Raw genomic sequence first — 12,777 nt, 5'->3', positions numbered from 1 at the left:
ATGCGCCTCCGGCAACACACGCGTTATTCCACCGCAAACATCCTGTCCAGTTTGCTATAGCCCAGTCCATTGATCTTCTTCACTTTGATCTGCACCGGGATTCGTTCTTTCATCGCTTCGACATGGCTTATCACCCCAATGGTTTTGCCCGTTGCGTTCAGCGCATCCAGCGCATCCAGCGCGGTGTCCAGCGTTTCGCTGTCCAGGGTGCCAAACCCTTCATCAAGGAACAGGGAGTCAATTCGCGTTTTATGGCTGACCAGATCCGACAACGCCAGCGCCAGCGCCAGGCTGACGAGGAAACTCTCGCCGCCGGAAAGCGTACGGGTGTCGCGCACGGCATCGGCTTGCCAGGTATCGACCACTTCCAGCTCCAGCGCTTCGCTGGCTTTACGTTGCAGTAAATAACGCCCGTGCAGGCGCGTCAGCTGATTGTTCGCCAGCCAGACCAGATTATCCAGCGTAAGTCCCTGGGCGAATTTGCGGAATTTATCCCCTTCTTTAGAGCCGATGAGTGCATTGAGATAGCCCCAGTCTTCCACCTGTTGCGTCGCCTTTTCGATTTCCAGCATCAGAGACTGCTGCTGCTGACGGTTGTCGGCATCCTGCTTAAGTTGCTGGCGGATTTCGCCCTGATGGGTGGTGTTTTCACGAAGCTGGGCGTTGACCTGCGCCAGTTCCTGTTGAATCTGTTCCACCGTCAGGGTGAGATCCAGCGCGTCGGGAGGCTGCTGCTGGTGATCTGCGAGCGTGTGGGCGGCCTGTACGGCTAATGTCTGCGCCTGCTGTAACTGGTTTTCCAGCGACTGGCGGAGTTGCTCAAGACGGCTAACCGTTTCATCGTCCAGCAAGGCGGCGAGGAACGCGGCCTGATCGTCGAAGATACTGGCCTGCAACGCGGTGTTGAAATGGGTCTGAGCGTCTGCGGCTCGCTGCGTTTCCTGCGCTTCCTGCTGCTGCAACGTTTGCCATTGGCTCTGTAACGAAACGCAATCGTCATGCACCTGTCGCCAGTTTTCCAGAGACAGAGGCGCGTCGTCGCCGACATTGATATCAGTTGCGGGCAGCGTCTCCAGCAGCGGGGTTAATTGGGCGATTCGCGTTTGCAGTTCGGTCAATTCCGTCTGACGGTGCTGCCACGTTTGCGCTTCCTGCGTTCTCGCGCTGAGCCAGGAATCCTCCTCACCTTCGCCAGGCAGTGACAGCGCATAGCGTGTTACATCGGCTAACAGCGACGCGTGGCGTTGCGCGATCTGCTGTTCAAATTGCTTCACCTGCTGAGTGTCTGCCGCGATTTTCTCCATCAGGACGTGTCGTTGGCTCAGTTGGTGCAACTGGTGTTCGTATTCATCCTGCGCGGCCAGCCAGGGCGAAATATCGTCCTGCGGCTGCAGCGAAATGTGCAGGCTGGCGCACAGCGTTTGCCATTCCTGAGTAAGTGCTTGCTCTTCCTTTAACAGCGTCTGCGCTTCGCTTTCGTCACGCTGTAATTGCTGCGTGAGGGTGTCGAGTTGCCCGCGCAATGCAGCACCTTCTTCTGCCAGCGTTTTGACCTCTTTTTCCAGCGCATCGCGCCGTGCCTGATTCACACCGGGTTCGAGAGCCTGATAAACCTCTACCGCAGGGTGTTCAGTAGAACCACACAGCGGGCACGGCTGGCCGGATTGCAGCAATGCTCGCTGGCTCTCGAGGTCTTTAATTCGCGCTTCCTGCTCACAAATCGTTTTGACATCAAGGAATTGCTGGTTTTTCTCTTGATAACGCTGCCGCTTTTCCTCAAGCGTGGTATTACGCTGAGCCTGTTCCTGCTGGCTGTGTTGAATCGCCGCCTGTAACTGCGCCTGCCGTTTTTGTTTTGGCGCGATCTGCCCGTGGAGCGAGGCGAGGCGCTGGCGCAGCGGGCGACGCTCTGTGTGTTGCGCCAGCGCTTGCGTCACCTCTTCGGCAGACAGATCCAGCGTTTGCGCCGGGAGCGCGTCAAGTTTACGGGTGTCGTTTTCCCGTTGCTGTTGCCATTTGAGCAACTGCGTTTTGTCGCTGGACTGCTGGGCAAACAGCGCGCGCCAGCCAGCCAGTTCATTGCCCCATAAGCGAAAACGATCGTGTTCGGTGAGCCATGTCGTTAGCGTCTTTTGCGTGGCGTGCAGTTCAGCAGACTGGCGTTGGGCATGGGCGCGCAGGCGATGGCGCAACGATAATGAACTCTGTAAGCGAGTGTTCACTTCCTGAATCTGCTGGCGCGTGCGGGTAACGGTAGCGGCTTGTTCCTCAATACGCTCCCACAATGGCCGTAGTTGCCGTGCTGGTTGCGCCAGGTTCAGTGCTGCTAACTGCGGCTGCGCGTTTTCCAGCGCCTCTTGCGCCAACTGTAACGCCTGCTGGCGACGGGTCACTTCCGTCTGCAGTTCATTCTGGCGTGTCAGCCATTGCACGTGGTGCTGCTGCGTTTGTTGGCGCGTGAGGGACTGTTTTTCTTCGTCAGTAAGTACCTGCAAACGTTCAGTGAGCGCCTGCAGTTGCTCCGGAGCGAGCAGAGCAACACCGCTGGCCTGCGCCTGCAGTTTTTCCAGTTCGGTACGGGCGGTTTTGTGTTTCTCAAAAACCATTGCCGAAATCTGGCCATAAATTTCGGTGCCGGTCAGCTCTTCCAGCAGTTCGGCGCGCTCTTTAGGCTTGGCATTCAGGAAGGCGGCAAACTGCCCCTGCGACAACAGCATGGAGCGGGTAAAGCGCCCGTAATCCAGCCCGGTCAGTGCGGCGGTCATCTCCAGCTTGTCTTTGACCTTATCGGCGAGAATTTTCCCGTCTGCGCAGCGCGCCAGTTCTACGCGAGGCGTTTGCAAATTGCCATCTGGCTGATTGCGGGCGCGGTTTTGACTCCAGAACGCGCGGTAGGCTTCGCCTTTGACCTCAAATTCGACTTCCGCCAGACATTCTGCGGTGTCGCGGGTCATCAGATCGTTTTGCGATTGTGAAAGCGTGCTCAGGCGCGGCGTTTCGTGATACAGCGCGAGGCAAATGGCATCCAGCAGCGTGGTTTTTCCCGCGCCGGTCGGGCCGGTGATGGCGAACAGTCCATTGCTGGCGAACGGTTCCGCCGTAAAATCGATTTTCCATTCCCCTTTCAGGGAGTTCAGGTTTTTCAGGCGCAGGCTGATGATTTTCATGCGTCATGTTCCCCGGCGAGTGTGTGTAAGGTGGTGCTGAACAACTGGTTGAGGCGCTCACGCTGGGGAACCTCCAACTCTTCCAGCGCCAGACGACGCTCAAAAACCTCTTCTACGCTCAGCTCGCTCAGGGTTTCGCGTCGCTCATTCGCCATACTTCGCTCACGTTGTTCCCGACTACGCCGCACCAGCAGGACCTCTACCGGGAGGTCGTCAGTTAACGCCTGAATTTTTCGCTGCATATCGTGCAGGTATTCGTCGGTGGTGATTTCGATATCCAGCCATACCGGCGGGTGATCCGCCGTGTTGTTAAACGACGCCAGTTGTTCGGTAATAGCGGCTAAATCACCTTTCAGCACCGCCATCGGCTGGGTAGCCGGAACGGTGAGGCTCTCTGTTGACTGCAGTTTTCCGTTTTCGAAACTCACCAGATGAACGCATTTGCTTTTTCCGCACTCATCAAAGCTCAGCGCAATGGGAGAACCGCAATAGCGAATATGCTCCGTCCCGCCAATCACCTGCGCCCGGTGAATATGCCCCAATGCGATGTAATCGGCTGGGGGGAAATTTTGCGCCGGAAACGCATCCAGAGTGCCAATATAGATGTCACGTACCGCGTCACTTTTACTGGCGCCGACGGTTGTCAGGTGCCCTGTCGCGATAATCGGCAGCGGTTGCTCGCCACGAAGCTCGCTAGCCTGTTGATATTGCTGCTGATAATAGTCGGTGATGGCGGTGAGCAGATGCTGCTGTTTTTCGCGACCGCTGAAGCCCGCCTGACTGGTGATGATGTCACGCGGGCGCAAAAATGGAATGGGGCACAGCACAGCGCCTGGCGTACCGTCGCGGCGGTGAAGATAGTGCGGCGCATGTCCCGCGCTGGCGACCACGGTGGTGTTCAGAAACGCCAGGATCTCGCGTGACTCGTTGAGCGTGGCGACTGAATCATGGTTTCCGGCTAATACCACCAGATGACAGCCTGTTTGCTGCAAATTGACGACAAAACGGTTGTACAGCTCGCGGGCATAGCTCGGTGGCGAGCCCGTATCAAAAATGTCGCCTGCAACAATGATCGCATCCACCTGACGTGATTGCGCCGTTTCCAGCAGCCAGTCAAGAAAGGCTTGGTGCTCGGCGGCGCGGCTTTTGCTGTAGAAGTTTTGGCCGAGATGCCAGTCAGAGGTGTGTAGGATGCGCATAACAGTTCCATGGCGAAAAAGCGTGAACGGGATTATAACCTTTCAGAGAGGTTAATATCTTGTTTATGGGGTGTCATAAATCAACAATCTGGCGTGGGGATTGACACTTTTTTTCATAAAACTGTCATAAATCTGACGCATAATGGCGCCGCATTGATAATGATGACTAGCAACTCTATAACAGGGCAAATCATGGCGAGACGTATTCTGGTCGTAGAAGATGAAGCTCCAATTCGCGAAATGGTCTGCTTCGTGCTTGAGCAAAATGGCTTTCAGCCAGTCGAGGCCGAAGATTATGACAGTGCGGTGAACCAACTGAATGAACCCTGGCCGGATCTGATCCTGCTGGACTGGATGTTGCCGGGCGGCTCTGGCCTTCAGTTCATTAAACATCTCAAACGTGAAGCGATGACCCGCGAGATCCCCGTCGTCATGCTAACGGCGAGAGGGGAAGAGGAAGACCGCGTGCGTGGGCTGGAAACGGGGGCAGACGACTACGTCACAAAACCGTTCTCTCCCAAAGAGCTGGTCGCGCGGATCAAAGCGGTCATGCGACGCATTTCACCAATGGCGGTCGAAGAGGTGATTGAGATGCAAGGACTGAGTCTCGATCCGACATCGCACCGTGTGATGACCGGGGAAAACCCGCTTGATATGGGACCTACCGAATTCAAATTGCTGCACTTCTTTATGACGCATCCCGAACGCGTCTACAGTCGTGAGCAACTGCTAAACCACGTCTGGGGCACCAACGTGTATGTGGAAGACCGCACGGTCGACGTCCATATTCGCCGCCTGCGTAAAGCGCTGGAACACAGCGGTCATGACCGCATGGTACAAACCGTACGTGGGACAGGGTATCGCTTTTCGACCCGCTTCTGACGCCTTGTCGCCCGTCAGGCTGGCAAGGCTTTCAAATCGTGAATGGAGTGTGACGCGTGCTGGAACGGCTGTCATGGAAAAGGCTGGTGCTGGAGCTGATACTTTGCTGTCTCCCGGCTTTTGTCCTTAGTGTATTTTTTGGTTATCTGCCCTGGTTTTTACTGGCGTCGGTAACGGGACTGCTCATCTGGCATTTCTGGAATTTATTACGTCTCTCCTGGTGGTTGTGGGTCGACAGGAGTATGACCCCGCCGCCGGGAAGTGGAAGCTGGGAACCGTTGTTATACGGCCTGCATCAGATGCAGTTGCGTAACAAAAAGCGCCGCCGTGAACTGGGAAATCTCATTAAACGTTTTCGCAGCGGGGCGGAATCGCTGCCCGATGCGGTGGTGCTGACCACGGAAGAAGGGGGCATCTTTTGGTGCAACGGCCTGGCGCAGCAGGTGCTGGGATTACGCTGGCCAGATGATAGTGGGCAGAACATCCTCAACTTACTGCGTTATCCGGAATTTACGCAGTATCTGAAAACACGCGATTTCACCCGACCGATCAATCTGGTGTTAAACACCGGGCGGCATCTGGAGATTCGGGTGATGCCCTACACCGACAAGCAGTTGTTGATGGTGGCGCGTGATGTGACGCAAATGCACCAGCTCGAAGGGGCACGGCGAAACTTTTTCGCCAACGTCAGCCATGAACTGCGTACGCCGCTCACCGTGCTGCAGGGCTATCTGGAGATGATGCAGGAGCAGTCTCTGGAGGGCGCCACGCGGGAAAAAGCGTTGCATACGATGCGCGAGCAAACGCACCGCATGGAAGGGTTGGTGAAACAGTTACTGACGCTGTCGAAAATTGAGGCTGCGCCCGTAGTACTGCTTAATGAACGCGTTGACGTACCGATGATGCTGCGTGTCGTTGAACGCGAGGCGCAAACGTTAAGTCAGCAGCAGCACAGCTTTACGTTTGAGGTCGACAGTCAGCTTTGTGTACTGGGCAACGAAGATCAGTTGCGTAGCGCGATCTCGAATCTGGTGTATAACGCGGTGAATCATACCCCCGCGGGGACGCATATTACCGTACGTTGGCAGCTCGCCGCGCAGGGCGTGGAGTTCAGCGTTGAGGATGATGGTCCAGGCATTGCGCCTGAGCATATTCCGCGCCTGACCGAACGTTTTTACCGGGTCGATAAGGCGCGCTCAAGGCAAACTGGCGGCAGCGGTTTGGGGCTGGCGATTGTTAAGCACGCATTAAATCATCACGAAAGTCGATTGATTATCGACAGCACCGTGGGGAAAGGAACGCGGTTTAGTTTTGTTCTGCCGGAACGTTTAATTGCCAAAAATAATGCTTAATGTTGCAATGTAAGATTTTCTTTCCATAAGCCAGCGAATGCTGGCTTTTTTTCTTTGCGGTAAAGATTCACCCGCTGAATTTTTCAACGTCTGCTTCTTTTTTGTTCGCATGATTAGCCATGACTTTTTCTTATGGATGGTGTTTTGTTCTGAGCCGTTTATTCATCTTGATATATTGTTCTGGTTTTGGGATCCCATCTTGCTTTAAAACGTTATAAGCGTTTAAATTGCGCCTCAGATGCTGTCATACAGACTGCATTTATGCGGTAAATCGAAAAACTATTCTTCGCCGCGCCAGGTCGGGAGCATATCCCGCTGGAATTGATTAAAAATTCCGCTGTATTGTCCCCCAGGGAAAGGCAGAAAATTTAACGTTTTCAACACCACATCCACAGGCAGTAAAATTTTATGACCCATCAGTTAAAATCACGCGATATTATCGCCTTGGGCTTTATGACATTTGCGCTGTTCGTTGGCGCAGGCAACATTATATTTCCTCCTATGGTGGGTCTGCAGGCCGGCGAGCACGTCTGGACTGCGGCGCTCGGCTTTCTTATCACCGCAGTTGGCCTGCCGGTTCTTACCGTTGTGGCGCTGGCGAAAGTCGGTGGTGGCGTAGACAGCCTGAGTTCGCCAATTGGTAAAGTGGCAGGACTCGTGCTGGCCACCGTCTGTTATCTGGCTGTCGGTCCTCTGTTCGCGACGCCGCGTACTGCGACCGTCTCCTTTGAAGTGGGGATTGCCCCGCTGACCGGTAACTCTCCTATGCCGCTGTTTATCTACAGCGTGGTCTACTTCGCCATTGTGATTCTGGTATCGCTCTATCCGGGTAAATTGCTGGATACCGTCGGTAATTTCCTGGCGCCGTTGAAGATAATCGCGCTGACGGTACTTTCTGTTGCGGCGATTGTCTGGCCAGCAGGTCCGATCAGCGATGCGATGGAGGCCTACCAAAAATCTGCGTTTTCGAATGGTTTTGTGAACGGCTACCTGACCATGGATACGATGGGCGCGATTGTCTTTGGTATCGTCATTGTCAACGCCGCGCGTTCTCGTGGTGTGACGGAAGCGCGTTTACTGACGCGTTACACCGTGTGGGCGGGTCTGATGGCGGGCGTTGGCTTAACCCTGCTGTATCTCGCGTTGTTCCGTCTGGGATCTGACAGTGCGATTCTGGTAGACCAGTCTGCCAATGGCGCGGCTATCCTGCATGCTTACGTGCAGCACACCTTCGGTGGCGCGGGTAGTCTGATGCTGGCGGGGCTGATTTTCCTTGCTTGTCTGGTGACGGCGGTTGGCCTGACTTGTGCGTGCGCTGAGTTCTTCGCACAATACGTTCCTCTGTCTTACCGTACGCTGGTTTTCATCCTCGGCGGTTTCTCGATGGTGGTCTCGAACCTGGGCCTCAGCCACTTGATTCAGGTCTCTATTCCGGTGCTGACGGCGATTTATCCGCCTTGTATCGCACTGGTTGTATTAAGTTTTACCCGCTCATGGTGGCATAATTCTTCCCGCGTTATCGCGCCTGCGATGTTTATCAGCCTGATTTTTGGTATCCTTGACGGGATTAAAGCATCGGCAATTAGCGACGTGTTACCAGCCTGGACCCAGCGTTTACCGATGGCGGAACAAGGGCTGGCGTGGTTGATGCCAACAGTCGTGATGGTGGTCCTGGCGATAATCTGGGATCGTGCAGCAGGTCGACAAGTGGCCTCAAACGCTCACTAAATTCACTGACAGTATGTTTTAACCACGGGGCTATTTTTGATGGCCCCGTGGTTTTTTTATTGTGTTGATGGGTTAGGAATCAATGGAAAGTAATAACAAACTAAAGCGTGGGCTAAGCACCCGGCATATTCGCTTTATGGCATTGGGTTCAGCAATTGGCACCGGATTATTTTATGGCTCGGCAGATGCCATCAAAATGGCCGGGCCGAGTGTGCTGCTGGCCTACATTATTGGCGGGGTAGCCGCATACATTATTATGCGCGCACTGGGCGAGATGTCCGTTCATAACCCTTCTGCCAGCTCGTTTTCACGCTATGCCCAGGAGAACCTCGGTCCTCTCGCCGGCTACATTACCGGCTGGACGTACTGTTTTGAAATTCTGATTGTGGCCATTGCGGATGTGACGGCATTTGGCATCTATATGGGCGTCTGGTTCCCTGCCGTACCGCACTGGATTTGGGTTCTCAGCGTGGTGCTGATTATCTGCGCCGTCAACCTGATGAGCGTGAAGGTGTTCGGCGAACTGGAGTTCTGGTTCTCGTTCTTTAAAGTCGCCACCATCATTGTCATGATTGCGGCGGGTTTCGGCATCATCATTTGGGGGATCGGCAACGGCGGGCAACCGACCGGGATCCACAACCTGTGGAGTAACGGCGGTTTCTTCAGTAACGGTTGGCTGGGCATGGTGATGTCACTGCAAATGGTGATGTTTGCCTACGGCGGGATTGAGATTATCGGTATCACCGCCGGGGAAGCGAAAGACCCGGAGAAGTCGATTCCACGTGCTATCAACTCGGTTCCGATGCGTATTCTGGTGTTCTATGTCGGTACGCTGTTCGTCATTATGTCTATTTACCCGTGGAATCAGGTGGGCACCAACGGTAGCCCGTTTGTGCTGACGTTCCAGCATCTGGGAATTGCCTTTGCGGCCAGTATTCTCAATTTCGTGGTGTTGACGGCGTCGCTTTCCGCCATCAACTCTGACGTGTTTGGCGTGGGACGTATGCTGCACGGTATGGCGGAGCAGGGGAGCGCGCCGAAAGTGTTCGCCAAAACTTCGCGCCGCGGTATTCCCTGGGTCACCGTCATGGTCATGACCATTGCGCTGCTGTTTGCGGCCTGGCTGAACTACATCATGCCGGAGAACGTCTTCCTGGTGATTGCTTCGCTGGCGACCTTCGCCACGGTGTGGGTGTGGATTATGATCCTGCTGTCGCAGATTGCCTTCCGTCGTCGCCTGTCGCCGGAAGAGATCAAGGCGCTGAAGTTTAAAGTGCCAGGCGGTGTGGCAACGACCGTTGTGGGACTGATCTTCCTGGTCTTTATCATCGCGCTTATCGGCTATCATCCAGAAACGCGTATCTCGCTGTACGTTGGTTTCGCGTGGATTGCGCTGCTGCTGGTTGGCTGGATGTTTAAACGTCGTTACGATCGTCAGTTGGCGCAAGCGAACTGATTTGTTGCCGGAGGGACTGCTCTCCGGCATAACTCCTCCTCCCCCTGGCTCCTCCCCCAATAAACATCAGGATGATGAGTTATCCTGCATGACGCTATGGCAAGGTGAGCTCATTTTCATCAAAGGGGATACGTGATGTTGAACGCCTGGCACCTTCCGGTTGCCCCATTTGTTAAGCAAAACAAAGATAAACTGACCATTACGTTATGGTTGCGCGCAGACAATCCTCCTCAACGCGTGACGCTACGCGCAGAGAATGACAACGAAGAAATTTCGCTGGCAATGCACCCGCTACGCACGCAGCCGCAACCCGGCGTCACGGCCTGGCGCGCCGCAATTGATCTCTCTGGTGGACAGCCCCGTCGACGCTACAGTTTTAAACTGCTCTGGCACGATCGCCAGTGCTGGTTTACCCCGCAAGGATTTAGTCGTTTCCCGCCCGCGCGGCTGGAACAGTTCGCGGTAGATGTTCCCGATAAGGGGCCGCAGTGGGTCGCCGATCAGATTTTTTATCAGATCTTCCCCGATCGTTTCGCCCGCAGTCAGCCGCGCGGCGCGGATCAGGACAATGTCTATTATCACCATGCCGCCGGGCAGGATATCGTGCTGTGCGACTGGGATGAGCCGATCACCGCACAGGCGGGGGGATCCACGTTCTATGGCGGCGATCTGGACGGTATCAGTGAAAAGCTGCCGTACCTGAAAAAGCTGGGTGTGACGGCGCTGTATCTGAATCCTGTCTTTACCGCACCGAGCGTGCATAAATACGATACCGAAGATTATCGTCATGTTGATCCGCAGTTTGGCGGCGATCAGGCGTTGCTGCGCCTGCGACGTAATACGCAGCAGCACGGCATGCGGCTGATACTGGATGGCGTGTTTAACCACAGCGGTGATTCACATGCCTGGTTTGACCGGCATAATCGGGGCACCGGCGGTGCCTGTCACAATCCGGAGTCGCCGTGGCGCGACTGGTATCACTTCTCTGAAGAGGGCGTGGCGCTGGACTGGCTGGGGTATCCGAGCTTGCCAAAGCTGGATTTCCAGTCAGAAACGCTGGTGAATGAAATTTACCGGGGTGAGGACAGCATCGTTCGGCACTGGCTCAAAGCGCCGTGGAATATGGACGGCTGGCGCCTGGATGTGGTGCATATGCTGGGTGAAGGCGGTGGCGCGCGTAATAATCTTCAGCACGTCGCTGGCATTACACAGGCGGCAAAAGAGACGCAGCCAGAGGCCTATATTGTTGGCGAGCATTTTGGCGATGCGCGTCAGTGGTTACAGAATGATGCCGAAGATGCGGCGATGAACTATCGCGGTTTTACCTTTCCGCTCTGGGGATTCCTCGCCAATACCGACATCTCTTACGATCCGCAGCATATTGATGCCCAGACCTGTATGGCATGGATGGACAACTATCGTGCCAGTCTGTCGCACCAGCAGCAGTTGCGCATGTTTAATCAACTGGACAGTCATGATACCGCCCGCTTTAAATCCCTGTTAGGCAAAGATGTGGCGCGTTTGCCGTTGGCGGTCATCTGGTTGTTTACCTGGCCTGGCGTCCCCTGCATCTATTACGGGGATGAAGTGGGGCTGGACGGCAATAACGATCCGTTCTGCCGTAAACCTTTTCCGTGGCAGGCGGAAAAACAGGATGGCGAATTACTGGCATTGTATCAACGGCTGGCAAAACTGCGCCATCGCAACCCGGCGCTACGTCATGGCGGCTGCCAGGTGATTTATGCCGAAGACAATGTGGTGGTTTTTGTCCGGGTTTTACATCAGCAGCGGGTGTTGGTGGCGATTAACCGGGGCGCGGCATGCGAAGTGGTGCTTCCTGATTCGCCACTGCTCAATGTCATGCAATGGCAACGTCATGAAGGGAAGGGTCAGCTTGCGGAGGATATTCTCAGCTTGCCGGCCATTTCTGCTTCTGTGTGGGTCAATCACTGATACAGTTTTGCGATTTCAGTGCTGGTGAGTAACGCTTCACGCCACCAGCGCTGCGCAAGACCGTCGCTGTGATTACGCCACGCCATGTAGGCCACATCCTTTTCGCGAAATGAGATCACGGATTTTTCGACCAGCTCACCACAGGCAAGCCACGGTCTGGCGATATGCCGGGGGAGAAATCCGCAGCCGATACCCGCGCGTAACAGCGTGACTTTACTGCTAAAACTGTCGACACGAATTTGCGCCTGCTCCTCCATCAAATTGGATTGTAGCGGCTGGCAATAGCGGGCGCTGTCGCTGATCACCGCCGCCCGATGCAGGCAAAGCTGCTCGTTGGTCAATGCATCCGACGCGCTTGCCAGCGGGTGCGAGGGGGCGACAACAAACACATTATCCAGGGTGCCAAGCATTTTGTACGACCACGCGGCAGAGGTGGGCGGCTCATTGATGGCGCCGAGAATAATATCCGCGCCATTATGCGTCAGCTCCTCCCAGGAACCCGCCAGCGTGTGATGGGTAAAATTGAGGCGCGTTTGCTTGTTGAGCGCGTCGAAAGCCTCGATGAGCGGGAGTAACGCCTCAAAAGGAAACGAATCGTCGAGGGCGATAGCCAGCTCTTTTTCCCAGCCAGAACTTAACTGAACCGCCTGCTTTTCCAGGTCTTTTGCCGCGCTGAGCAGTAATCGACCCTTTTCCAGCATCATCCGTCCGGTGTCGGTAAATTTCGCCCGGTGACCGGAACGGTCGAGTAGCTCAATATTCAGATCGTTTTCCAGCTTCTGAATCATATAGCTGAGTGCTGCCGGGGTTTTAAAGAGTGACTCAGCCGCGGCGGCAAATGAACCATGTTTGTCGAGTGCGTCGAGGATAAGCAGAACGTCCAGATTGATTCGCATGGGCAGAAAATATCCTGAAAATTAAACAGGTAAGTTGTACCGAATAGAGAAAAACAAAGCCAGTGAATATTTTAGAGAGGAATTGGTAAATTTTTTGATGATGATTGAGACACGTCTTAATACGAAATTATTATCGTCACCGAA

The 12,777-nt window shown here is 54.7% G+C and carries 8 protein-coding genes; 5 read left to right on the top strand and 3 right to left on the bottom strand.

Annotation, left to right across the window (positions count from 1 at the left end; translation table 11 throughout):
* Positions 1-23: 23 nt before the first annotated feature.
* The gene (sbcC, locus tag NNO04_RS08700) at positions 24-3,167 is read right to left on the bottom strand and encodes an exonuclease subunit SbcC (protein ID WP_271444313.1); all 3,144 of its coding nucleotides are present in this window, start codon (positions 3,165-3,167) and stop codon (positions 24-26) included.
* Positions 3,164-4,366, bottom strand: a complete 1,203-nt coding sequence (sbcD, locus tag NNO04_RS08695; protein ID WP_271444312.1) for an exonuclease subunit SbcD — start codon at positions 4,364-4,366, stop codon at positions 3,164-3,166. Before sbcD ends, sbcC begins: the two co-directional genes overlap by 4 nt.
* A 192-nt stretch (positions 4,367-4,558) precedes the next feature.
* On the opposite strand from sbcD, the gene phoB reads away from it, so the two are divergent.
* From phoB to malZ, 5 genes are all read left to right on the top strand, one after another.
* Entirely contained in the window at positions 4,559-5,248 is a 690-nt protein-coding gene (gene phoB, locus NNO04_RS08690) for a phosphate response regulator transcription factor PhoB (RefSeq protein ID WP_162380135.1), read from the top strand.
* A gap of 56 nt (positions 5,249-5,304) precedes the next feature.
* Positions 5,305-6,600, top strand: a complete 1,296-nt coding sequence (gene phoR, locus NNO04_RS08685; RefSeq protein ID WP_271444311.1) for a phosphate regulon sensor histidine kinase PhoR — start codon at positions 5,305-5,307, stop codon at positions 6,598-6,600.
* Positions 6,601-7,008: 408 nt separating this feature from the next.
* The gene (gene brnQ, locus NNO04_RS08680) at positions 7,009-8,328 is read left to right on the top strand and encodes a branched-chain amino acid transporter carrier protein BrnQ (RefSeq protein WP_271444310.1); all 1,320 of its coding nucleotides are present in this window, start codon (positions 7,009-7,011) and stop codon (positions 8,326-8,328) included.
* Between the two features lie 82 nt (positions 8,329-8,410).
* Entirely contained in the window at positions 8,411-9,784 is a 1,374-nt protein-coding gene (gene proY, locus NNO04_RS08675) for a proline-specific permease ProY (protein ID WP_271444309.1), read from the top strand.
* A 135-nt stretch (positions 9,785-9,919) separates the two neighbouring features.
* Positions 9,920-11,737 (top strand): maltodextrin glucosidase, encoded by a 1,818-nt coding sequence (malZ, locus tag NNO04_RS08670; protein ID WP_271444308.1) that lies wholly within the window; start codon positions 9,920-9,922, stop codon positions 11,735-11,737.
* On the opposite strand, the gene NNO04_RS08665 is transcribed toward malZ, so the two are convergent.
* Positions 11,731-12,633, bottom strand: a complete 903-nt coding sequence (locus NNO04_RS08665) for a LysR family transcriptional regulator (RefSeq protein ID WP_271444307.1) — start codon at positions 12,631-12,633, stop codon at positions 11,731-11,733. The two genes, malZ and NNO04_RS08665, sit on opposite strands and share 7 nt — an antisense overlap.
* Positions 12,634-12,777: the final 144 nt, after the last annotated feature.

The sequence above is a fragment of the Citrobacter sp. Awk 4 genome (genome assembly GCF_028069725.1).
In the GTDB taxonomy this organism is placed as follows: domain Bacteria; phylum Pseudomonadota; class Gammaproteobacteria; order Enterobacterales; family Enterobacteriaceae; genus Citrobacter_D.
This window is presented reverse-complemented; position numbering and strand designations above follow the sequence as displayed.

What these genes read in the sequence shown, in the direction of transcription:
- sbcC (WP_271444313.1), bottom strand. Translation starts at nt 3,167, where the DNA reads ATGAAAATCATCAGCCTGCGCCTGAAAAACCTGAACTCCCTGAAAGGG.
- sbcD (WP_271444312.1), bottom strand. Translation starts at nt 4,366, where the DNA reads ATGCGCATCCTACACACCTCTGACTGGCATCTCGGCCAAAACTTCTAC.
- phoB (WP_162380135.1), top strand. Translation starts at nt 4,559, where the DNA reads ATGGCGAGACGTATTCTGGTCGTAGAAGATGAAGCTCCAATTCGCGAA.
- brnQ (WP_271444310.1), top strand. Translation starts at nt 7,009, where the DNA reads ATGACCCATCAGTTAAAATCACGCGATATTATCGCCTTGGGCTTTATG.
- proY (WP_271444309.1), top strand. Translation starts at nt 8,411, where the DNA reads ATGGAAAGTAATAACAAACTAAAGCGTGGGCTAAGCACCCGGCATATT.
- malZ (WP_271444308.1), top strand. Translation starts at nt 9,920, where the DNA reads ATGTTGAACGCCTGGCACCTTCCGGTTGCCCCATTTGTTAAGCAAAAC.
- NNO04_RS08665 (WP_271444307.1), bottom strand. Translation starts at nt 12,633, where the DNA reads ATGCGAATCAATCTGGACGTTCTGCTTATCCTCGACGCACTCGACAAA.